Raw genomic sequence first — 24,722 nt, 5'->3', positions numbered from 1 at the left:
GATTAATTTATGCTAAAATGATGCCGCAATGGACTTCTGATGACGCGCAATCTCTTTCGGAATTTTCGACACAAAGAGCTTTTAATCAAGTGGCAACAATTGCAAAACAACCTCATTATGTAGGTTCGCAGAATCACGAATTCATTGCAAATTATCTCCAGAAAGAGCTTAAAAACTTGGGACTGAAAACTTCCGTACAAGAAGGATATACGTTGAGTGATTGGGGCAATCTGGTAAAATCTAAAAATATCTTGGCTCGAATAAAAGGCACAACAAATTCCAAAGCCTTGTTATTGCTTTCTCATTACGACAGCGCACCACACTCCTTTTCTCACGGTGCCAGTGATGACGCATCGGGAGTAGCGACGATTTTGGAAAGTGTACGGGCATTTTTGAACACTAAAAAACAACACAAAAACGATATTATTATTCTGTTTTCGGATGCTGAAGAATTAGGTTTAAATGGCGCCGCATTATTTGTAACTCAACATCCTTGGGCAAAAGAAGTGGGTTTGGTATTGAATTTTGAAGCACGCGGTTCTTCCGGCCCAAGTTACATGTTGATGGAAACCAATAAAGGAAACGCGGGATTGGTAAAAGAATTTGCTTCAGCAGGCGCTACTTATCCAGTTTCTAATTCGTTGATGTACAGCATTTATAAAATGTTACCCAATGATACAGATTTGACGGTTTTTAGAGAACAAGCCAATATTCAGGGTTACAATTTTGCGTTTATAGATGACCATTTTAATTATCACACCGCTCAAGACGATATCAATCATTTAAATAAAAACACATTAGCACATCAGGGAACGTATTTGATGCCGTTGTTGAATTATTTTTCTAATGCTGATTCGAATACCACGAAAGCCACAGTAGATTATGTCTATTTTACAATTCCCAATACTTTTATAAGTTACCCTTTTGACTGGGTTTTACCTATGGCGGTAATTGCTTTTGTCTTCTTTATACTCCTGATTTTCGTAGGCATTGCAAAACGTATTTTATCTTTCCGTGAAATTATCAAAGGATTCGTTCCGTTTTTGGGCTCCATACTCGTTACCGGATTAATCACTTTTTTTGGATGGAAAGCTTTGTTGAAACTATATCCACAGTACAATGATTTGCTTAACGGATTTACCTATAATGGTCATGCCTATATTAGCGCTTTTGTACTTTTAGCGATAGCGATTAGTTTTGCATTTTACCAACGTTTTTCTGCCAAAAAAATAACCATGAATCATTATGTGGCACCATTATTTATTTGGATTATCATTAATGGATTTCTTGCTTTTAGTTTACAAGGAGCAGGATTTTTGATTATTCCCGTTTACTTTGGACTATTTTCTTTTGGTTTATATATTATCACGCAGAAATCCATTAAAGTACTAAATCTCGTTTTCAGCATTCCTGCATTATTAATTATAGCACCTTTCATTGAAATGTTTCCGATAGGATTGGGACTAAAAGTGCTGTTTGGAAGTGCCATTCTTACCGTTTTGGCACTCGGATTACTATTGCCGTTGTTTGGGGCTTTCGCCAAAAAGGGAATCTGGTCCTTAGTGTTCTTTGTACTCGCCATCGGCTTTTTTGTGAAAGCACATTCTGAATCCGATTACGAAAAAGGAAAGGCCAAATCAAACAGTTTGTTGTATATCTATAATGCTGACACAAATAAAGCCAGTTGGGCAACGTATGACACCAATCTTGATTCATGGGTGAAAGGCTATTTGGGTGAAAACCCAAAAGATGCAACCGCTTTAAATGAAACGCCTTTATACAGTAAATATAATTCCGGATTTACCTATGCACAAGAAGCTCCAAAAAAAGAGCTCCAAAAACCTACAATCGAATTTCTTGAAGATAGAATTGTTGGCAATCAAAGGTATTTGAAACTACGAATTTCACCCAATCGCAAAGTAAATCGCTATGATATTTTTGCCAATGAAAAAATGATAATTCATAACTTCAAAGCAAATGGAACTAGCACTTTAGGTCAAAAAGGTTCCAAATATCAACGAAACGGAAAGAAAATTTTGAGTTATTATGTGGTGGATAATTTACCTTTGGAAATGCAATTCAGTACTGATGCAACTTCAATTTTAGATATGGAAATGATGGAAAGTTCATTCGATTTAATGACCAATCCCTTATTTAACATGACAAAAAGAGAAGATTGGATGATGCCAACACCTTTTGTTTTGAATGATGCGGTAGTAATTAAGGAAAAGATAAAGCCTAGCCCTCTGCCAGTTTTAGTTGACACGAATTTATAAACCAAGGAAGCAAAACCTGATGTAAAAGAAAGTTTAATAATTGAGAATGATACTATAAAAGTCAAGTAATTTTAATGAAACTTGAACACTTAAAAATATGTCATCACAAATTGTGATGATTTTGAAACAAATTGGTTACAATAAATAAAATGACAAAAATCAGTATTCTTGGTTGCGGTTGGTTGGGTTTACCTTTGGCGAAAGCCCTGTTAGAAAAAGGATTTTCAGTAAATGGATCGACGACTTCTTCAGAGAAACTTTCGACATTGGAAAATGCAGGAATTAGTCCTTTTTTAATTTCGCTTCACAGCAAAAGTGTTTCAGGTTCCATTGAAACTTTTTTGCAAGAAAGCAACACTTTAATAATTGATATTCCACCAAAATTAAGAGGAATCAATAGCGAAAGTTTTATTGAGAAAATAGCAACATTGGTTCCCTTTATAGAAAAATCTTCTGTTAAAAATGTCCTTTTTATCAGTTCCACTTCTGTTTACGGAGAAGAAAATGATATTGTAACCGAAGAAACGCCATTAAATCCAGATACCGAAAGCGGCAAACAGTTAATCGAGGCAGAACACCTTTTGCAAAGCAACAGTAATTTTAAAACCACTGTAATTCGTTTTGGTGGATTAATTGGCGAAGACCGACATCCTGTTAAATTTTTAGCGGGACGCGAAAATCTGGATAATCCTGAAGGTCCTATCAATTTGATTCATCAGGAAGATTGCATTGGTATAATTCTAAAAATTATTGAAACCGATTGTTGGAATGAAACGTGCAATGCAGTTGCCCCTTTTCATCCTTCCCGTGAAAACTATTACACGCAAAAAGCTGTGAATTTAAATTTAGCGTTGCCAAAATTTAATCATGAAAATGCTTCCATCGGAAAAACCATTTTGAGTGATAAAATAGAGGCTATTTTAAATTATACTTTTACCAAACCAAATTTATAACGTGAAAACCAAAATTAAAAATGCCGTTTCGTCTAAAATAAATTTAATTGGATTACCCATATTAGCTTTGTGCTGGGTCAGTTTTTTTTGGGGCACCACTTGGATTGCTTCAAAAGAAGGAGTAAAACACATGCCCGCCTTACAACTTGCCGCCATTAGACAATTCATTGGAGGATCACTTTATATTTGTTTTTTCTTATTTAAAAAAGAACCTTGGCCGAAAGGAAAACAATGGAAAACGATTCTCATTCTAAGCATACTTAATTTCGTTTTAAGCAACGGATTAAGCACATGGGGTGTCAAATACATCAGCAGTGGCTTGGGCGCTATTATTGGCGCTATTGTCCCATTATGGATTGTAATAATCAGTATTTTCAGAGGAGAACGACTGGCACGATTAGCCATAATTGGTTTGATTGTAAGTTTTGGTGGTGTTTGTGTCGTGTTTTATGATCATTTAAATGATTTCTTAAAACCAGATTTTAGATTTGGAATTTTTATTTCGATAATTTCAACGTTGACTTGGGCGTTTGGATCGTTGTATACCAAGAAAAAAGCGGCAAGTTTCAATCCATATTTTAGTTTAGGATTACAAATGTTCCTTTCCAGCATTTTACTTTTCGCCTTCACCGGAGCTACCGGAACTTCCGTACCATTGAGTTCAATTCCAGCTATTTCCTGGTGGGCAATCTCTTATTTAGTTGTTTTCGGCTCTGTTCTTACCTTTATCGCTTTTATTTATGCGCTGCAACATCTACCGGCACAAATAAGCAGTATTTATGCCTACATAAATCCAATAATAGCCGTCATTTTAGGTGCTCTAATTTTCAGCGAATCGCTCAATGCCGCTATTGCTATTGGTGGCGGAGTGATTTTAAGCGGACTTTATATGGTCAATTACTCGTTGAGAAAAGGTCGAAAAAATAGTGTCGTAACCAAATAAAACCAAAAAATATGAAATTAAAAAACTTTCTTTTGACTGCTGCGTCCTTCCTTACTTTGTTTGTTTTTCATGGACAACAAAAGAAAAGTATAGTAATTCCAAATGAAAATTTAATAACGGAGAATATTGCTGAAATCCCAAGAGAACTTGCCAATGAGGTAAAGAAATATTCGGAATCCAGAAGTGCTTCTTTGGCTGAAATTCATCCAATTAAAAATGATATTATCATCAATACACGGTTTGGTTCAACATCGCAATTACACCATGTATCACAGTCCATGGGAGCTCGAACACAAGTGACTTTTTTTGACGAACCGGTAAGCGCAGCCTCTTATGAACCGGTAAAAGGAGAATATCTAATTTATTCTAAAGACATTGGAGGAAATGAATTTGGTCAATTGTTCAAACTTGATTTAAAAACCCTGCAATCTACGCTATTAACGGATGGAGGAAAATCACAAAACGGCGGTATTATTTGGCGAAAAGATGGCAAAGCATTCTATTATTCGTCAACCAAACGAAACGGCGGAGACCGCGACATTTACTATATGGATCCAAACAATCCTAAGTCAGACAAGTTAATTCTCCAAGTAAAAGGTGGCGGATGGGGAATTCAAGACATTTCAGCTGACAATAAAAAATTATTACTGGGAGAATATGTTTCTATAAACGAATCGTATATCTGGGTACTAGATATTGAAACCGGTAAATTAACCGAAGTCACTGATAGAAATACCAAAGGAATTTCACAATCTGGAGCAAGTTTTTCTAACATCGCTGATGAAATTTGGTTTATAACCGACAAGGATAACGAATTTGAGCGATTGGCAACGATGAACCTAGGCACTAAAAAAGAAACGTACTACACTACAAATATTCCATGGAATATTGAGAATTACAGTTTGTCTGAAGATAAAAAATCTATTGTTTTTATTAGCGATGAAGCGGGATTGAATAAAATGTATTTAATGAATGCTGTCAATAAATCATACAAAGAAGTAAAAAACCTTCCAGTAGGGTTAATTAGCGATGACCGCTTTACAAAGGATAAAGAAAGTGTCTTCTTCAATCAATCTACCGCACAAACAGCCTCCGATGTTTATCAATTGAATTTAAAAACAGGTAAAATAGAACGTTGGACCGAGAGCGAATTGGGCGAAATGCAACAATAGGACATGTCCATTCCCAAATTCATCGAATGGAAAAGTTTTGACGATTTAAAAATCTCTGGATTTTATTATCCTGCTTCTCCAAAATTTAAAGGAAAAAGACCCGTTATCATTATGATTCACGGTGGTCCTGAAGCACAATCTTTGGCTTCATTTTTAGGTTCTAATAATTTTTACACTAGTGAAATGGGGGTTTCGCTTATTTTACCAAATGTAAGAGGTTCTTCTGGTTTTGGAAAAACCTTCTTAGCTAAAGATGATGGCATTTTAAGAGAAAATTCTGTAAAAGATATTGGTGCTTTATTAGATTGGATTGCACGACAACCGGAATTGGATAAAGACAGAATTATGATTATGGGCGGAAGTTATGGTGGTTATATGACTTTGGCGACAGCCTTTCATTATGCAGACAAAATAAAATGTTCTGTCGATATAGTAGGAATTTCAAATTTTAATACCTTTTTGAAAAACACTGAGGAATACAGACGTGATTTGAGAAGGGCGGAATATGGTGATGAAAGAGACGAGAAAATGGCTCCTCTAAATAATACCGATAAAATAAAAAAACCGCTTTTTATAATCCAAGGAACTAATGACCCACGAGTTCCTGTGACAGAAGCTATGCAGATGCGTGATAAGCTAAAAACACAAGGAAATACGGTTTGGTATCTGGAAGCAAAAGATGAAGGTCACGGATTTAAAAAGAAACCCAATATCGATTTTCAACGTTTGGCGGTAATCCGATTTATGCAGGAATATTTAATAAAGTAAAAAACAAAAAAGTCCCATTTGCTAAGGCAAATGGGACTTTTTGATAGTATAATAATTTTTACCAGATTCTAACTCTTTTTTCCGGTGCAATGTACATTCCGTCATTTGCTTTAATGTTGAAAGCCTGATAGAACGTATCCACGTTTTGCAACGGTACATAAGCACGGTACATTCCAGGCGAATGTGGGTCCGTTTTTACTTGGTTTTTCAACGCTTCATCGCGTGTTTTTGAACGCCATATTGTTGACCAAGAAATAAAGAATCTTTGTTCCGGAGTATATCCATCAATTAATTCTGGGTTTCCATTTTCTTTCAGGTATAATTGTAATCCATCATAAGCCGCATTTACTCCACCTAAATCGCCAATGTTTTCTCCCAGTGTAAATTTCCCGTCCACAAATGTTCCCGGTATAGGCTGCAAGGCGCTATATTGTGCTGCAAGCGCACCGGTTAGTGCTGAAAATTGTTTTAAATCTTCTGCTGTCCACCAGTCCACTAAATTCCCATCAGCATTATATCTCGCTCCGGAATCATCAAATCCATGTGATATTTCGTGACCTATCACTCCACCTATTCCACCATAATTTACCGCTTCATCCGCTTGATAGTTGTAAAAAGGCGGTTGTAAAATAGCTGCTGGAAATACAATTTCATTATTAGATGGGTTGTAATAGGCATTTACAGTTTGTGGAGACATTCCCCATTTTTCTTTATCAACAGGCTTTTTTAATTCGGCGATATTTTCATTGAAACGCCATTGAGCCATATTTTTTGAGTTTTCAAAATAAGTTCCGCCTTCTTGTGGACTTTTAATCGTCAAGGCTGAATAATCTTTCCACTTGTCCGGATAACCAATTTTAATTCTTGATTTATGAAGTTTCTCAACTGCACTTTTTCTTGTTTCCGCTGACATCCATGCCAAATTATTGATCCTGTTTTCGAAAGCCAAAAATATGTTTTTAATCATTTTTTCCGCTTTGGCTTTGGCTTCAGCCGGAAATTTTTTCTCTACATACAATTTTCCTAAAGCTTCTCCAACGGCTCCGTTTATGGTTTGAAGCGCTCTTTCGTCACGGGGTCTTTGACTTATCGCACCCGTCAAGGTTCTTCCGTAAAACTCCCAATTGGCATTTTCAATATTTGTTGACAATTGACTGGAAGCTCTGTTCAATAAACTCCAACGCATGTACGCTTTCCAATCTTCTACTTTATTCTCTTTAAAAATAGCTTCTAAAGCAGTCATGTATTTGGGTTGCGATACAATTACGGTATCTACTTTTGTCAATCCTATTTTTGTGAAATAAGTATCCCAATTGATTGATGGAGTCAATTTACTCAATTCACTCAATGTCATTGGATTGTAAGACTTACGGCGATCTCTTCGTTCTACTCTGTCCAATCTTGGTTTGGACATGGCAATTTCAAGAGCCAGGATTTTCTCCGCATTTAGTTTCGCAACTGCTGGTTTATCGCCTAAATATTGCAACATTTTGGCAACGTGTAAAACATATTTTGCACGTTTCTCTTTGGAATCGGCATCCTCAGAAACATAATAATCTCTGTCTGGCAAACCTACGCCACCCGGACCTAAATTAATCACGTTTCTACTACTGTTCTTGGCATCAGTTCCTACACTTGCACCCATAAATCCAATGCCACCTATAGGTTCCATTTCAATAAGTAATGCTTGTAAATCATTGGTGTTTTTAACCGCGTTTATTTTTTTTAAGTACGGTTTTAAAGGCGATATTCCTAATTTATTTCTTCCAACAGTATCAAGTATCGACTTGTATAAATTAATGGCTTTCCCTTGATCTGTATTTGATTTATAGGCTGGATTTGTTGCAGCCTCTTTTAAAATTGCTAAGGCATCATTATCTGTTTTTTGGCGCAATTCATCAAAACTTCCCCATCTGGTTCTGTCTCCTGGAATTGCAGTATTATCTAACCACGTTCCGTTTACGTAGCGAAAAAAATCATTACTTGGTTTAACGTTTTTATCCATGTAATTAACATTGATTCCAGGCTCTTTCACTACGGGTACATTCTGGGCCTGACTCATTGAAAATCCCATAATTGCGGGAATCACAAAAAGCAGTCGCTTATTATTATTTTTCTTCATTATTATTAAATTGATTAGTTAGGGTCACAAATCTATCGATAAAAATTTTATAATTTGTTAAATCATACTAGATTTAATAGTTGTTTAAGCCTGAATAAAAACTATTTAGACCGCTTTTTAGTAATTTGGTATTCTCGTTACTTCTAATCTATTCGTTTTATTATAAAAAAAATCCCATTCGTTTAATCGAATGGGATCTAATTTTGCACTTAAAATTTGGATTACCAAATTTTCACTCGGCTTTCTGGCTCCACATACATGCCGTCTCCTTTTTTAATTCCAAAAGCTTTATAGAACTCATCTAAATTTTGAATTGGCACATAAGCACGATACATTCCTGGAGAATGCGGATCAGTTTTTACTTGACTTTTCAAAGCTTCATCACGCATTTTTGTACGCCAAACTGTAGTCCAAGAAATAAAGAAACGTTGTTCTGGTGTGTAGCCGTCGATTAACCCTGGATTTCCGTTTTCTTTCAGATACATCTGCAATCCATCGAAAGCAGCATTTACTCCACCTAGATCGCCTATGTTTTCTCCCAAAGTAAACTTCCCGTCCACGTGGATTCCAGGCAAAGGCTCTAAAGCGCTGTATTGATTCGCCAAAGATGTTCCAAGGGCAGTAAATTGTTTCAAATCTTCTGCTGTCCACCAGTCCACTAGATTTCCATCTGCGTTGTATCGGGCACCGGAATCATCAAATCCATGAGAAATTTCGTGACCTATTACCGCTCCTATTCCACCATAATTCACAGCTTCATCAGCTTGGTAATTATAAAATGGAGGTTGCAAGATCGCCGCAGGGAAAACAATTTCGTTATAAGAAGGATTGTAATATGCATTTACGGTTTGTGGAGACATTCCCCATTCGGTTTTATCAACCGGTTTTTTAAGGTTCTCTAAGTCCTCTTGAAAATTCCAACGAGAAAGATTTTTTAGGTTTTCAAACAAACTTCCGCCATCCTGAGTACTAGTGATTTTTAAGGCCGAATAATCTTTCCATTTATCAGGATAACCAATTTTAATCGTAATCTTATTCAATTTTTCAATCGCTTTAACTTTCGTTTCTGCCGACATCCAAGTCAAATTGTTAATTCTGTTTTGGTACGCACGAATTACATTTTTAATCATTTTTTCTGCCTTTACTTTTGCTTCAGCAGGAAACATTTTCTCAACGTATAATTTCCCTAGGGCTTCTCCAATAGTATTATTAACCGTTTGCAATGCGCGGTCTTCACGCGGTCTTTGTTTGATTGCGCCAGTTAACGTTTTCCCGTAAAAGTCAAAATTTGCCGATTCTATTTTAGTCGACAACAGACCGCTGGACTTATTAAGTAAAGACCATTTAAGATATTCTTTCCAGTCCGCCACTTTGTTTTCGGTGAAAACTGTTTGTAGCGCCTTCATGTATCTTGGCTGACTAACTATTATTGTATCTAATTTTGTGAAACCAATACCAGAAAAATAATTTTGCCAATTGATTGCCGGAGTCATTTTCTGTAAATCAGCAATCGTCATTGGATTGTAAGACAATCTATCGTCTCTGCGTTCTACTCTATCCAATCTTGGTTTAGACAATGCGCTTTCCAATGCTAGAATTTTAGAGGCACTTTCTTTTGCTTTTGTTGGGTTTTCACCAATGAATTGTAACATTCTTTCCACGTGAAGCAGATATTTTGCTCTTTTCTCTTTAGAATCTTTTTCCTCAGAAGAATAATAATCCTTATCCGGCAAACCTAATCTTCCTACACCAAGGGTAACGGAGTTCTTATCACTGTTTTTTTCATCGGCACCAACACCGATACCAAAAAACCCAATACCTCCGATTGGTTCCATTTCAACTAAAAGTTTTTGTAAATCTTGAATGTTTTTTACTGCATCAATTTTTGCCAAATACGGTTTTAAAGGTTGGATTCCTTTTTTATCTCTAGCTACAGTATCCAAAACAGATTTGAAAAGATTTATCGCTTTTCCTTGATCCGTGTTGGATTTGTACATAGGATTTTTAGAAGCTTCTTTTAAGATGGCTAATGCATCTTTATCCGTTTTTTTAAGCAACTCATTAAAACTTCCCCATGAAGTTCTGTCACTTGGGATTTCCGTTTTGTCAAGCCAAGCTCCATTTACGAATCGGAAAAAATTATCGCTTGATTTGACTTTCTTATCCATATTAGAAATATCAATTCCTGGATGCATTTTTACCGGAATACTTTGAGCATGACTTATTGTTAACCCAAATATTGTAGAAATCACAAAAAGTCGTGGTTTAGTGAAGTGTTTTTTCATTTTTTATTTGTTAATAATAGAATAACAAACTTAATTAATAATAAATTAAATTATAGTTAATTTTTTGTCCTATTGTGATTTTGTTAAATAAATAAAAAAAAGCCCTCCTTTTTGTATTTTTGCACCAAATCATTTTTATGAAAAGCATTTTCATTAAGTACCGAAAATTTTTTGGTGTTTTATTAGTATTCTCAATCATAACCATTTACTTGTTTTATGTGGCATTAAAACCTGCTAAATCCTTACCCATTTTCAATCCCGTTGATGTAAATCCTGAGCTTGTTGACAGTACAGTCCAATATATAAGCAAGTATCACACAATCGCTGATTTTTCTTTCGTAAACCAAAACGGAAAAACCATTACCCAAAAAGATTATGAGGGAAAAGTATATGTAGCTGATTTTTTCTTCACCACTTGCGGTTCTATTTGTCCAAAAATGACCACTAATTTAGCCGAAGTTCAAAAAGCAATCATAAACAATCCAAAAGTAATGTTGTTGTCACACACCGTTTTTCCTGAAACTGACAGTATTCCTGTTTTGAAAGCGTATGCGATAAAAAACGGAGTGATAGACAGTAAATGGAACTTGGTTACCGGAGACAAAAAAGAAATTTACACGATGGCAAGGAAATCCTATCTGGCTGTCAAATTAGGAAAACCAGAAGAATTGTATGACATGGTGCACACGGAAAATTTTGTTTTGGTTGATACTAAAAGACGGGTTCGTGGTTTTTATGACGGAACTAAAAAAGAAGACATGAAACGCTTAATTGAAGACATTAATTTTTTGTGTACTGAATAAATCATCAGCGCAAACCCAACTGAAATTGCAGTTGAAAAGCATCAAACTAAACTAATTAACGATTTCAAAATTTACATAAAAAAATTACAAAAATGATAATTATCATTTGTAATGGTATTAAAATATGTACTTTTGCAATCTTAATTCAATCTAAATAAGATTTGCGTACTACGATACATTCTCTCAAAAAAGGTGAAAAAGCCATTATCAAGGATTTTGATATTGATGCCGTCCCATTGAAACTTTTGGAAATGGGTTGTTTGCCTGGCAATATGGTGGAATTACTTCAGATTGCTCCTTTTGGAGACCCTTTATATTTAGACATCAATGGTTCTCATGTTGCTATACGTATCGAAACGGCGTGCGAAATTGAAGTTGAAATAATTAGAAATAGCTTATAATGACGAATCAAAATATCAATGTGGCTTTAATAGGAAACCCTAATGTGGGGAAAACTTCCGTTTTTAATCAGTTGACCGGTCTAAATCAACAAGTGGGGAATTACCCTGGAATTACAGTTGAAAAAAAGATTGGATTTTGCAAATTGCCAAATAACGTAAAAGCAAATATTTTAGATTTACCAGGTACCTATAGCCTCAACGCCAGTTCAATTGACGAAAATGTGGTAATTGAACTTTTACTAAATAAAAACGACAAATTATATCCTGATGTAGCTCTTGTAGTTACCGATGTAGAAAATTTGAAACGTAACTTATTGCTTTTTACCCAAATAAAAGATTTAGAAATTCCTACCATATTAGTTATCAATATGGCAGATAGAATGACATATAAAGGGATTACATTAGACATTCCTTATCTGGAGGAACATCTAAAAACGAAAATCGCATTGATTAGTTCCAGAAAAGGTTTTGGAATCGACGCCTTAAAAAAATTGATTGTTAGCTATAAAACAATTTCCACGGAACCCTGTTTAAATGCATCAAGCATTGATTTTGAATATTTTAATACACTTCGCAAAACATTTCCCAATCAATTGCTATATAAATTGTGGTTAGTAATTACTCAGGATGTGAATTTCTTAAATTTAGATAGAAATGAAATTCGAAGTTCGTTTACTAAATCCCATTCGGATTTAAAGCGTTTGCAACAAAAAGAAACCATAAAACGCTATCAGTTTATTAATGATGTACTCAAAGAAGGCTTGAAAATTGACAGTACAGTAGCCAAAGATTTTCGTTCTAAACTAGACCGCGTTCTGACGCACAAAGTTTGGGGATATGTAATTTTCTTTTTGATTTTATTTGTCATTTTTCAATCTATTTTTGAATGGTCAAAAATTCCAATGGATTTTATTGACACTACATTCGCTTCATTGAGTTCCTTAGCTGCCGAAAAATTACCATCTGGAGTATTAACTAATTTAATTTCGCAGGGAATTATTCCGGGTATCGGAGGAATTTTGATCTTTATTCCGCAAATTGCTTTTCTGTTTATGTTTATTTCCATTCTTGAAGAGAGTGGTTATATGAGTAGAGTGGTTTTCCTGATGGACAAAATCATGCGAAAATTTGGTTTATCCGGTAAAAGTGTGGTGCCGCTTATCTCGGGAACAGCCTGCGCAATTCCTGCGATTATGGCAACTAGAAATATAGAAAACTGGAAAGAGAGGCTGATCACCATTCTTGTAACGCCATTCACAACCTGTTCTGCTAGGTTACCGGTTTATGCAATTATTATTGGATTGGTAATTCCTGACGAACGTTTTTTGGGGATTATAAATATGCAAGGAATGACCTTGATGTTTTTGTATCTTTTGGGTTTTGGAATGGCAATATTTTCGGCTTATATTTTAAATAAAATCCTGAAAATAAAAGGAAAAACCTACTTCGTTGTTGAAATGCCGAATTATAAATTACCGCTTTTCAAAAATGTAGGAATTAATGTTATTGAAAAAACCAAAGCATTTGTTTTTGGAGCTGGTAAGATCATTTTAGCTATTTCGATTGTTTTGTGGTTTTTAGCCTCCTACGGACCAGGGGAAAACTTCAATAAGGCAGAAACCATTGTTATTGAAAAAACAAAAGAAAAGCCATTATCTAAAACTGATTTTCAAAATGCAGTGGCTTCACAAAAACTGGAAAACTCTTATATTGGTTTAATGGGAAAAACCATTGAACCTGCTATTTCTCCATTGGGTTACGACTGGAAAATAGGAATTGCCATTATCAGTTCGTTTGCCGCCAGAGAGGTATTTGTGGGTACATTAGCCACGATTTACAGTGTGGGTGGAAGCGATAATGAAGTCACCATAAAAAACAAAATGGCTGCCGAAATTAATCCCGAAACAGGAAATAAAATATTCAATTTTGCGTCTGGAATCTCATTATTATTGTTCTATGCTTTCGCTATGCAATGCGCCAGTACACTTGCCATCACCAAAAAAGAAACCAACACTTGGAAGTGGCCTGTAGGTCAATTAATTTTCATGAGCGGCTTTGCTTATGTTGTCGCTTTGATTGCGTATCAAATTCTAAAATAACAGCTTATGTATCAAGAAATCATAGCCTTCGTTTTACTAGCAGTTGCACTAGCTTTCCTAATAAGAAAATTCTTTTTCAAAAAGAAAAAATCTGATAAAAACTGCGGAGAGGATGATTGTGGTTGTCATTAAATAAAATCGGACTAAATTTTTCTTAAAATAAAAAAATCGCTCTTGAATTTAAGCTAATTAATTTTAATTAACTAAATTTACATAGTAAAAAAATTGCTTTTTCGGCTTACAATCAGTCGTTTGCACTTTTTAAATATCAAAAGAATGGCTTCCGATTTGTACTTCAATCTAAGGGCTTTTTAAAGTAATTTCACGTTTACTACTTTGCAAATAATTGAAATTACGCGACTTTTATGTATTGGTAATCGGTATAAGATTGGACAATCGTCGTAATTTTTAATGCAAAATAAGACAACTACCCTTATGACTACTTAATTATTTATTTCATTGACTACTTTTTCACGAACAGCATGTACTAAGTAATCAGATAGAAACTTCATACAATTATAATGTTGCAATTGATTTTATACCAATCAAGAACCAATATCAACTAATTATGAAAAAGTTTACCTTAATATTATTTCTGCTAAACGTCACGCTTCTTTTTGCTCAAAAAGAAATCTCTGGTTTTGTATTTGATAATGCTGGCACTCCTTTGTCAGGGGTCAACATCACTGAGAAAGGAACAACCAACAGTGTTTCAACTGATATCAATGGAGCTTACATAATCAATATTAAAGAAGGGGCAATTTTAGTCTTTAGTTATTCAGGGCTTTCTAAACAAGAACACACTACTACTGATCCCATTCTAAATGTTTTTTTATCTGAAGAAGGCAGTGGACAAAACCATGATGAATTTATTGTTACAGGAACAAGAGCTGCACCCAGAAGTAACACAACAACAACACTCCCTATTGACATATTATCATCTAAAGAATTAACTTCAACTGGACAAGCTACTATTGATAAAGCATTACAATACAAAATCCCCTCTTTTAACACCGTTCAAACACCAGTAAGTGACGCTACCTCATTACTTGACCCATACGAATTTAGAAATATGGGTCCCAGTAGAACTTTAATCCTTATTAACGGAAAACGGAAAAACTTAAGTGCCCTCCTTTATGTTCAAACTTCTCCGGGGCGCGAGGAAACCGGTGTTGATATTTCTGCAATACCAATTGATGCTATCGAAAGAGTAGAAATACTTCGTGATGGTGCATCGGCTCAATATGGTTCGGATGCGATTGCAGGTGTAATGAATATTATTTTAAAAACGAACACTGACGATGGCGCAGCAACTCTAAGGACGGGTATCACGGCTAAAGGCGATGGTGAAATGCTAAGCTTGAGTTTGAACAATGGATCTACCGTCGGTACCAAAGGCTTTGTAAATTATACTTTAGATTTCTCAAAAGTAAACTTGGCAAGCAGACCTGGAAAAATAGATGCAGAAGGAGATTTCAATGATTTTGTTTCCATATCCCCTACTAAACCATCAAGCTACGTGAACAATGACAATACGCTTGGCGGTACTAGTGTAACAGGAATGAATGAGACTCAACTTAATACTGTTTTTGAAGGATACAAAGGTTCCGCAGATTATAATGCAAAATTAGCTACCATCAATCAAGGAAATATATTGGGAAGACAAGCCGTAGATGCATTTTTAAAGGAAAAACCAGATGGAGGAAACATCAACGGTTCTCCTGAAACAGTAGCTGCTAAATTCTTAGTGAATGGAGGATTTATATTATCTGATGAAACTCAAATGTATTACAATGCTATGTATGTGTACAAAAAAGTGAACTCTTTTGCAAATTACAGAACTCCTTATTGGAGGTCAATAAAAAACCCTTTTGAAAATAGCACTATCCCAAATTGGAGCGTCTCATCAGTTTATCCTATGTATTTAAAGGATTTCTTTGGTGACGGAACAGCAGCTTCTTATAAAGGTTATCTTCCAACATTTAATGGCGATTTAAACGATTATAATGCCACCTGGGGTTTTAAATTTATAAAAAATGGATGGAATACCGACGCAAGTATAACCGTTGGGGGGAATTCACAAACCTACACGGTAGAAAACTCTCAAAATCGATCTGCCATTAAAGATTCTAATGGAGTTAATCTTTACCAAGAAAATAGTCCGCTATTTTTCAAACCTGGAGGAGTTTCGTTCAACCACATTGTGGGTAACTTAGATATTTCTAAGGTATTATCAGATAAAATAAGCGTTGGTTTTGGTTCTGAGGTGAGAACAGAAACATTTGAAATTATTGAAGGAGATAAAGCATCATGGGACGGAGAAGGTGCAGATTCATTTTCAGGCAACAGACCAGAAAACTCAGGCCAATGGAATCGTTATAATTTAGGCGGATACTTCGACTTAGCTTATGATTTCAACAAAGATTTCTTAGTAAATGGCACGGTTCGCTATGAATATTACAGCGATTTTGGCCCAGCAACGGTTTGGAAATTAAGTTCCAGATATAAATTTTACAATGACAAAATTACTCTGAGAGGTTCCCTTTCTACAGGATTCAGAGCACCAACATTACGCCAAATTTATACTCAAAAATCACAATATTCCTTCGTGGCAGGCCAAGGAATTCAAGTTGATGGGTTAATTAATAATATTTCGTCACAGGCACGTATTTTAGGCGTCCCCAAATTAGACCCAGAAAAATCACTTAACATAACTGTAGGAATAGGAGCCAGACCTTTAAAAAAATTTAATTTCACTGTAGATTATTACAACATTAAGGTAAAGGATCGAATCATTTTGGGGGATAAGGTCGAGACACAGTTTGGTAGCGTTGCCTGGTTTGAAAACTCATTCGATTCAAGAACTTCCGGTTTAGATTTAGTAATGAATTATGGTATTATAAAATTAGGAAATGGGGAATTAGGATTCAATTTATCAGGAAACGTGACTTTCGAAAACAAGCGAATTTCACCAGTGGCAAGAGACAATTTTGGAGCAACATTTGACGCTTTAATGTTTACATCAAGACCTAAAACAAAATGGATTTTGGGCACAAACTACAAAATTAAAAAATTTGATTTATCCCTTAATAATACTTTTTTTGGAAAAACGACATTCAAACAAAGCGGTTTAGATTCTAATTTAAGAACTGAGTTTACCCCAAAAATAGTTACTGATTTAGGAATTAATTATCTCGCGACAAACAAATTAACGCTAGCTCTTTACATCAACAATTTATTAAATGTATTGCCAGAATGGAAATTCAAGGCAGAGAACGCAGCCGGAACTGCAATTTTGAATGATCCAACGCAGGTAAAATCACAATTTAACTTGGTTACATTCAATGGTCGCTATTCGCAAATGACCTATGCAGGATTTCACTTCAGTCAATTAGGAACTATGTTTAATTTATCTTTAAACTATAAATTTTGACTTGATTCATAGTCAAAGAAAATAAATTCTTCTTTCTTTTTAAAGCATTCAAAAATTAGAAGGTATTAAAATAAAAAATTAGAAGGTTTTGAAAAAAATTGAATAAGACTAAACTTTTCTTAAAATAAAATATAGCTCCCTTTGCAGAGAACAAATTAATTTTTATTAACTAAATTTACATAACAAATAAAATGTTAGTTTACTTAAAATCAATTATTTATAATTTAATTTTTTCAAAATAAAACTTCGGATTTGGACATTAATGTAAGATGTGTTTTGAAAATAATTTCAGATTTTTCATCTTAAAACCTTTCCGTCGACTGGTGTAAAATTGTACAAACGCTATAATTTTTTTAGGATACCAAGAATTGATTATTTGGCAAATACCACGTTATTTTTTTAAGTTATTCAAAAATCCAGACAGCAAAAGCATTGTTTAAAAATAAGATAAATGGCAATTAAAAACATCATATTATTTTTGGCAGTAATCATTATTCTTACGGGGGCAAATCCAATATTAGCCCAAGAGAATGATGGCCCTAAAGATTATGCGCTGAAAGCTGATTTTCTTTATCGTTTTAGAGATTATGTATATTGGAAAAACAGCACTAAGAACCAAATATTTAAGATTGCAATTCTGGAAGGGAGTCCAATCACTGCTTCATTGCTTGATATTGCTAAAAGCAAAAAGGTTGAAGTAAAGGAGTATAAAAGCCTGAATGAAGTAGGTTTTTGTAATATTCTATTTGTTCCGTACAACTGTAGTATTCCTATTGAAACGATTCTTTCGACATTTTCAGGTAAGCCAATATTAATTGTAACGGAACATAATGGCTACGGGAAAAAAGGAGCACATATGAATTTTGTTATGCTCGACACCAAATTAAAATTCGAAGTAAATCTAAAAGCAATAAATAAAGCTGGAATTGGTGTTAGCTCGTTCTTACTGCAACACGCAATTATTGTCCAATAATAGTATCTAATTATAAACAAAATGATTAATCCCCGCAACATCTCCATAAAAAACAAACTCGTGCTAATGCAAGTTTTTACCTCTGCGTTAGTGTTAGGACTTTGTATTACCGCTTTTGTGTTAATCGATATTAAAGGATTCAAAGACCGGAAAGTGATGAGTTCTAATGGAATTGCGCAAGTAGTGGGTTTCAATAGTGTTTCTGCACTTGAGTTTTTGGATAATAATGCCGCAAAAAAAATTCTGTCTGAATTAGCAGTACAAACTGATATTCTAAATGCTAGCATACTCGATAACAAAGGAAAAGTTTTTGCATCCTATGCAAGACGAGGATCCGATTCAAATTTCCAGTTTTCCATTCCAACAATGGATCAAAAAAATTTCTTGTTTACAAATCAAAATCTTTTTGTGTACAATAAAATTAAAAAGAATAAAGAAACGATAGGATACGTTGGTCTCCGCTTCGAGCTATCGGAATTGAATAAAATTAAAATGGATTTTTTACGTCTAGGTATAGTGTTATTATTAGTTGGAACCGGACTTGCGTTTTTAATTGCCATAATGATTAAAAAATATATCTCAAAACCATTGATGGACTTGGTATCAGTAATGCAAAATGTGAAGGATAGCGGTGATTATAAAATCCGTATCGCGGTTGAAGGTAAAGATGAAATCAGCACACTTTCATTGGGACTGAATAATATGTTGGAAAATATTGAAAAAAGAGACAATGAAGTCGCACAATCCAAAGAACAATTAAATAAACAAAACATCCTTTTGCAATCTGTTATACAAAATATGGGTGATGGATTAATTGTTGTTGATGAAAACAAAAAATTCATTCTTTGGAACGCAGCCGGTGAAAAAATAATTGGAATTGGCGCCATGGATATTCCTTATGAAAAATGGGCTGAAATCTACGGCTTCTTTTTACCTGATACCAAAACAATTTTTAATACCAATGAGCTGCCTTTAGTAAAAGCATTAAACGGTGAAGACGTAGATAATCTGGAAATGTTTATTCGAAATTATAAAAAACCCGACGGTCTTTTTGTGAATGCAACTGCACGACCACTAAAAAATTCATCGGGAGGAATAGCCGGTGGGGTTCTTGTTATTCATGATATTACTGAACGAAAAAATTCCGAAAACGTAATTCAAAAACTAAATGAAGAATTGGAACAAAAAGTAATAGAACGTACAGCACAATTAGCAGAAGCCATTGAAACCCTTCGCAAAAGCGAAGAAAAATATCGCGAAATAGTGGAAAATGTTGGTGATGTAGTCCACACTTCTGATTTTCACGGTTATTTTACGTACATCAATCCTGCTTGCAAAAAACTGACCGGTTACACCCAAGATGAGTTATTGGGAAAACATTTTTCAATGCTAGTTGCTCCGGAGTGGAAAGATCGGGTCGCTGAATTCTATTTAAATCAATTTAAAAACAAAATAGATGAAACACTATTTTCATTTCCTATTATTACCAAATTAGGAGAACAAAAATGGGTAGAACAAACCGTAATGCAATTAAGAGAAGGCAATAAAATAACCGGACATAAATCTATTATAAGAGATATTACCGAGAGGAAAGCTGCCGAACAGAAATTAAAAGAAAGTGAGGAACAATTGCAAACCATTTTTAATGAAGCACCCGATGCGTTAATTGTGATAAATACGGAGGGTAACATCATGAGATGGAATCCTCAGGCCGAAAAAATATTTGGATGGACATTCGCTGAGGTTGCAGGAAAACCTATGCAAACTTTAATTATTTCTGAACAGTTTAGAGAAAATCTTAAAAAAGGTCTAGAAAATTTCCTTATTTCAGGCGAGAGATCGGTTTTTAATACAATAGAAATCAAGGCCCTTAACAAAAAAAATGTTGAGTTCGAGATTGAGTTAACAGTGTCTCCAGCTACTATTTTAGGTAAGTAAATCTTCATTGCTTTTATCAAAGACATTTCATTAAGAAAAAAAATGGAAAATGAAAAAATAGAAGCCGAAAAAGTAGTGCGCCTTAACGAACTAAAACTGAAATTAATTCTGGAAAATATTGGAGAAGGAATTATTGTTACTGATAACCAAAAAAGAATTGTTTTATCCAATCACATGGCAGAAGAAATAATAGGAATAAAGCAAGATTCAGCAAACCCCACTACCCTTGATTGGTCCGCTAAATACGAATTATATTATCCCGACGAAAAAACCGTTTTCCCAGCTCAAAACCTTCCGTTGGAAAAAGCATTAAAAGGCGAATCAACTGATGACGTTGAAATTATAATAGCCGATTTTGAGTCTAAAACTAAAAAAAGGGTCATAATTAGTGGTAGACCAATAGTAGATGAAAATAACTATGTTATCGCCGCAGTGGCAAATATAAAAGACATTACTTATTACAAAGAACTGGAAGTTGCATTAGAGGAAAGCGAACAGAAATACCGAAAATTAATTGGCTTTAAAAGCGATAAAAAATAGCGCAATAATTTTTAAGTCATTCCTTATTTGGCAAACCCAATTTTTAGGTACGACTCCTTTGCATTAATCTTAACTCCTTTTTTTGGATAAGGAAAAACACTAACGCTTTTTAAGTTTTTTTGTTTTTTTGGCAAATAATTGGCAAACCATTTTAAATTTTCTTGTTCATTTTTCATCGAAAAAACCATCGTATTATCCTCAACTAACTTTGAATCTTTATATACCGATATAATCGCAGAAGCTTCACCCGCCCAGATACAATTTAGTCCTTCGGGACAGCGGGAATCACTCACCACTTGCTTTAAAACTAGTTGGTATCCTTTCTTATTTGCACACTTTTTCTGAATGATTTTTAGGTATTTGATATTTTCCTTTACTGGACTTTGTGCAAATGTCAGAGTACTGAAAACGAGTAGAAATAACAGAAACGACTTTTTCATATTTAATAATTTTTTATAATAGTTCTTTCAAAGATAGGACCAAATTTATTAATTTAACTTCACAAAAAGATTGCTTGCAATTTTGTGGGATATTGTCAAATCTTTATGGTCCACTTTTATCTTCAATGACAAGTCAAAACTTTCTTTCCCAATAATTTCAATTTTAGAGCCCAAAGAAATTTCCTGTTTGTCTAAATATTTAAGAAATTCTGACGAAGTGTCTTTTACGCCAACACATATTCCGCATTGGTTCTCCGCTAATTCCGAAAGCAGCTGTTTTTCTATTTTAATAATTCGCCCGTTAACATCCGGAATGGGGTCTCCGTGCGGATCTTCGGTTGGATTCCCCAGAAAATCATCCAGTTTGTTGATGAGTTTTTCAGATTTTATGTGTTCTAATTGTTCTGCGATATCATGAACCTCATCCCAAGAAAAATCTAACTTTTCAACTAGAAAAACCTCCCAGAGACGGTGTTTTCTGACAATCATTTTTGCAGATAGTTTCCCTTTTTCGGTTAGGGATACACCTTGATATTTTTTATAATGAACCAAATCTTTCTCGGCAAGTTTCTTAAGCATGTCAGTCACTGACGAAGCTTTGGTTTCCATTTTTTCGGCAATGGCATTGGTGCTTATTTCTGAATCTGAAATAATCGTTAGATGATATATGGTTTTAAGATAATTTTCTTCTGAAAAGGTCATAGGGAAGAGTATTAAGTATTTTGAATTAAGTATTGAGAAAACGGAAAATATTGCTGGTTAGAAATAATCCAATTCTCGACTCCCTCGCCTTGGGAGAGGGTTGGGATAAGGAAATTTAATTTTTCACAATAAGTAACGGAATGGAAATTTTATGACGCAATTTATCGACAGTAGTTCCAAAAATCAAATCTTTGAATCCAGTGTGGCCGTGCGTTCCCATGACCAAAACGTCGAAATTCCCTTCATTGATAATGTTGGAAATCACTTTATTTGGTTTACCAAATCCCAATTTTATTTCCACTTTAAATCCTTTTTCCGAAAGCATTTCTCTGTATTCATTCAGTAATTTCTCGTCTATCAAAGTTTCATGATCATCAATATTTTCGCCATAAACCATCGCTCCTACCGTTTCTACCACATGAATTAAGGTGTATTTTGCTTCTATTCCGCCTAACTCAAAAGCGTTATTTAACGCCACCTCATCTGCACTGGAGAAATCTACGGAGACCGCAATATTCTTTTTAGTATAACTTCCCGTTTTAGAAAATTGCAGTTTTAAACTATGTGGTGAATGATTTTGAATATCAATTTTTGCTTTGGAAATAAAAGGCTTGAACACAATATAAAGCAACAAAATCAAGAAACTTATGGCTAAGGGAACCACCGTTAGCCACAGCAATAGCGGATTTTCGGAAGTTTCAAGCCAACCAGTTATTTCATCAAAAACTAGTTTGGCATTTAGTGAAACAATAATTGTTGCTATAATCCAGGAAGCGATTTGGGTAATTCTCCCGATATGAAATCCTTTCATTTTTGATTTATCACTTACAAAATGAATCAACGGAATAATGGCAAAACCCAATTGTAAACTCAAGATAACCTGACTCAAAATCAATAGTTTTCCTGTGACACTTTCTCCATAGATAGTAATTACAATAACGGCAGGAATAATGGCAATTAACCGGGTTATGATTCTTCGAACCCACGGCTGAATACGTAAATTAAGATACCCCTCCATTACAATTTGACCGGCAAGCGTCCCCGTAATAGTAGAACTTTGTCCGGCAGCAATCAAGGCGACTGCAAATAATATAGGTGCAAATTTGCTTCCTAAAAGCGGCTCCAGAAAGCGGTGGGCATCTTGAATTTCGGCCACTTCAAACATGCCATTTTTATAAAATGTGGCTGCAGCCAAGATCAAAATAGCTGCATTTACCAAAAAAGCTAAGTTTAAAGCAATGGTAGAATCGATGAAGTTATATTTCAAAGCTTGTTTAATCCCAGCGGTAGTTCTCTCGAATTTTCTGGTTTGCACCAAAGAAGAATGCAAGTATAAATTGTGCGGCATAACTGTAGCTCCAATAATTCCTATAGCGATATACAAAGCCGTTTCATTAGGCATAGAAGGAATTAATCCAAACAACACTTTATCCAGTTCCGGCTGCGCAAAAATCATTTCAAAAATAAAAGAAAATCCAATGATAGCAACCAATACAATGATAAAAGCTTCCATTTTTCGGATGCCTTTGTTAATCAAAAACAGCAACAAGAAAGTATCTAAAACGGTAATTAACACGCCTTCAATCAACGGAATATCAAACAGTAAATTGATCCCAATTGCCATTCCTAAAACCTCGGCAAGATCACAGGCCGCGATAGCAATTTCCGCAAGGAAATACAATATATAATTGATAAATGGCGAATAGGTTTCCCGTGAGGCTTGCGCCAAATCACGTTGCGTAACAATCCCCAAACGGGCACTCAAGCTTTGCAGCAACAAAGCCATAATATTGCTCATCAATAATACCCAAAGCAAGGCATACCCAAACTGGCTTCCGCCCGCAATATCTGTTGCCCAGTTTCCAGGATCCATATAACCAACACTAATTAAATAGGCCGGCCCAAAAAAAGCAAGGATTTTTCGGAATACCGATTTCTTGTTTAGTGTGGTTACTGATCCGTGAACTTCTTCCAACGATTTTCCCATGATGTATATTTTTCGAAACAAATATAATAATAAATTTTTATATGCAAAATATATTTTTTAGTTTTGTCTAAATATTTATTTATACATAATGAAAATTCATAAACTACTATTAATCAAAATGTTGCTTTTTTTCAACATTGCATTTTCGCAAGATTTGCCTTCCATTCAAACGGATAGACCTGATCAAACCGAGTGTCCCTTTATAGTTCCAAAGAATTATTTCCAAATGGAAAATGGCTTTTCTTACGAAAAAACTAATGCTAATTCTAATGAGATTGTCGCGCCAACAATCTTGACTCGTTTTGGAATAAATGATCACTTTGAGTTGCGATTAATCACTGAATATGTCATTGACAAAGTCAATTCCGAAAAGACTTCTGGTTTAACTCCCGTTTTCATAGGTTTCAAAACTCGACTTTTCGAAGAAAAAGGAATTATTCCAACGACATCTTTTATCGCGCATATTTCAATCCCAAAGTTTGCTTCAAAAAGTTTTAAAACCCCTTTTTATGCTCCTGAATTTCGATTCACCATGCAACACACCCTGTCCGACAAACAATCATTAAGTTACAATATAGGTGCTGAATGGAATGGCGAAACAGCAGAACCAACCTTTATTTACACCCTGACAAGCGGTTATTCGTTCACGGAAAAAATAGGAGGCTATTTTGAGTTATACGGTTTTGTTCCGCAAATTGAAAAACCAGACCATCGATGCGACGCTGGATTAACTTATCTATTTAACCCAAACCATCAATTGGATATTTCCGGTGGCATTGGTTTTTCTAAAACATCGCCAAAATATTATTTTGCTTTAGGTTATTCTCTTCGATTCAAAATCTGATTTTAATTCTTTATAAATTGACTATTTTTGATGAAAATTGCAA

At 34.7% G+C, this 24,722-nt stretch carries 19 protein-coding genes; 14 read left to right on the top strand and 5 right to left on the bottom strand.

All coding sequences use genetic code 11. The features are described from left to right. Window positions 1-17: 17 nt before the first annotated feature. The 5 genes from IWX84_RS00350 (at window position 18) to IWX84_RS15330 (ending at window position 6,112) form a co-directional block, all read left to right on the top strand. A complete protein-coding gene (locus tag IWX84_RS00350) occupies window positions 18-2,276 on the top strand; it encodes a M28 family peptidase (protein ID WP_196849010.1) in 2,259 nt (752 codons plus the stop codon). Window positions 2,277-2,425: 149 nt separating this feature from the next. Continuing rightward, window positions 2,426-3,229: an SDR family oxidoreductase gene (locus IWX84_RS00345; protein ID WP_196848745.1), complete on the top strand. Its 804-nt coding sequence runs from the start codon at window positions 2,426-2,428 to the stop codon at window positions 3,227-3,229. Window position 3,230: 1 nt separating this feature from the next. After that, window positions 3,231-4,172: a DMT family transporter gene (locus tag IWX84_RS00340; protein WP_196848744.1), complete on the top strand. Its 942-nt coding sequence runs from the start codon at window positions 3,231-3,233 to the stop codon at window positions 4,170-4,172. An 11-nt stretch (window positions 4,173-4,183) separates the two neighbouring features. Next, window positions 4,184-5,344, top strand: coding sequence for a hypothetical protein (locus tag IWX84_RS15335; protein WP_231385372.1), 1,161 nt, complete (start codon window positions 4,184-4,186; stop codon window positions 5,342-5,344). A 3-nt stretch (window positions 5,345-5,347) separates the two neighbouring features. Beyond that, complete coding sequence (locus IWX84_RS15330; RefSeq protein ID WP_231385371.1) at window positions 5,348-6,112, top strand: alpha/beta hydrolase family protein; 765 nt, start codon at window positions 5,348-5,350, stop codon at window positions 6,110-6,112. Between the two features lie 58 nt (window positions 6,113-6,170). Here the strand turns inward: IWX84_RS15330 and IWX84_RS00330 are convergent, their stop codons facing one another. Next, on the bottom strand, window positions 6,171-8,234 hold the full coding sequence (locus IWX84_RS00330) for a M13 family metallopeptidase (RefSeq protein ID WP_196848743.1): 2,064 nt from the start codon (window positions 8,232-8,234) through the stop codon (window positions 6,171-6,173). A 221-nt stretch (window positions 8,235-8,455) separates the two neighbouring features. Beyond that, window positions 8,456-10,519, bottom strand: a complete 2,064-nt coding sequence (locus IWX84_RS00325; RefSeq protein ID WP_196848742.1) for a M13 family metallopeptidase — start codon at window positions 10,517-10,519, stop codon at window positions 8,456-8,458. Between the two features lie 137 nt (window positions 10,520-10,656). On the opposite strand from IWX84_RS00325, the gene IWX84_RS00320 reads away from it, so the two are divergent. The 8 genes from IWX84_RS00320 (at window position 10,657) to IWX84_RS00285 (ending at window position 20,706) form a co-directional block, all read left to right on the top strand. After that, a complete protein-coding gene (locus IWX84_RS00320; protein ID WP_196848741.1) occupies window positions 10,657-11,322 on the top strand; it encodes an SCO family protein in 666 nt (221 codons plus the stop codon). Between the two features lie 161 nt (window positions 11,323-11,483). Beyond that, window positions 11,484-11,723: a ferrous iron transport protein A gene (locus tag IWX84_RS00315; protein WP_196848740.1), complete on the top strand. Its 240-nt coding sequence runs from the start codon at window positions 11,484-11,486 to the stop codon at window positions 11,721-11,723. After that, on the top strand, window positions 11,723-13,822 hold the full coding sequence (feoB, locus tag IWX84_RS00310; protein WP_196848739.1) for a ferrous iron transport protein B: 2,100 nt from the start codon (window positions 11,723-11,725) through the stop codon (window positions 13,820-13,822). The genes IWX84_RS00315 and feoB overlap by 1 nt, the downstream gene beginning before the upstream one ends. A gap of 6 nt (window positions 13,823-13,828) precedes the next feature. Continuing rightward, window positions 13,829-13,954 (top strand): FeoB-associated Cys-rich membrane protein, encoded by a 126-nt coding sequence (locus tag IWX84_RS00305; protein ID WP_196848738.1) that lies wholly within the window; start codon window positions 13,829-13,831, stop codon window positions 13,952-13,954. Window positions 13,955-14,390: 436 nt separating this feature from the next. Then, on the top strand, window positions 14,391-17,255 hold the full coding sequence (locus tag IWX84_RS00300; protein WP_196848737.1) for a TonB-dependent receptor domain-containing protein: 2,865 nt from the start codon (window positions 14,391-14,393) through the stop codon (window positions 17,253-17,255). Window positions 17,256-17,706: 451 nt separating this feature from the next. Then, window positions 17,707-18,228 carry a YfiR family protein gene (locus IWX84_RS00295; RefSeq protein ID WP_196848736.1) on the top strand — a complete coding sequence of 174 codons (522 nt, stop codon included), beginning with the start codon at window positions 17,707-17,709 and terminating at the stop codon, window positions 18,226-18,228. 66 nt (window positions 18,229-18,294) lie between these two features. Further along, on the top strand, window positions 18,295-20,166 hold the full coding sequence (locus tag IWX84_RS00290) for a PAS domain S-box protein (RefSeq protein ID WP_196848735.1): 1,872 nt from the start codon (window positions 18,295-18,297) through the stop codon (window positions 20,164-20,166). 42 nt (window positions 20,167-20,208) lie between these two features. After that, window positions 20,209-20,706, top strand: a complete 498-nt coding sequence (locus IWX84_RS00285) for a PAS domain-containing protein (protein WP_196848734.1) — start codon at window positions 20,209-20,211, stop codon at window positions 20,704-20,706. Between the two features lie 23 nt (window positions 20,707-20,729). On the opposite strand, the gene IWX84_RS00280 is transcribed toward IWX84_RS00285, so the two are convergent. From IWX84_RS00280 to IWX84_RS00270, 3 genes are all read right to left on the bottom strand, one after another. Next, window positions 20,730-21,146 carry a hypothetical protein gene (locus IWX84_RS00280; RefSeq protein WP_196848733.1) on the bottom strand — a complete coding sequence of 139 codons (417 nt, stop codon included), beginning with the start codon at window positions 21,144-21,146 and terminating at the stop codon, window positions 20,730-20,732. A gap of 48 nt (window positions 21,147-21,194) precedes the next feature. Further along, the gene (locus IWX84_RS00275) at window positions 21,195-21,848 is read right to left on the bottom strand and encodes a metal-dependent transcriptional regulator (protein WP_196848732.1); all 654 of its coding nucleotides are present in this window, start codon (window positions 21,846-21,848) and stop codon (window positions 21,195-21,197) included. Window positions 21,849-21,963: 115 nt separating this feature from the next. Further along, window positions 21,964-23,835 carry an Nramp family divalent metal transporter gene (locus tag IWX84_RS00270; protein ID WP_196848731.1) on the bottom strand — a complete coding sequence of 624 codons (1,872 nt, stop codon included), beginning with the start codon at window positions 23,833-23,835 and terminating at the stop codon, window positions 21,964-21,966. Between the two features lie 88 nt (window positions 23,836-23,923). Between IWX84_RS00270 and IWX84_RS00265 the strand changes: the two genes are divergently transcribed. Then, window positions 23,924-24,679 carry a transporter gene (locus tag IWX84_RS00265; protein ID WP_196848730.1) on the top strand — a complete coding sequence of 252 codons (756 nt, stop codon included), beginning with the start codon at window positions 23,924-23,926 and terminating at the stop codon, window positions 24,677-24,679. The last annotated feature ends 43 nt before the right edge of the window (window positions 24,680-24,722 follow it).

The organism is Flavobacterium sp. CG_9.10 (genome assembly GCF_015752245.1).
Lineage (GTDB): Bacteria > Bacteroidota > Bacteroidia > Flavobacteriales > Flavobacteriaceae > Flavobacterium.
The sequence above is the reverse complement of the archived record's forward strand: the minus strand, read 5'-3'. Positions and strand labels throughout refer to the sequence as shown.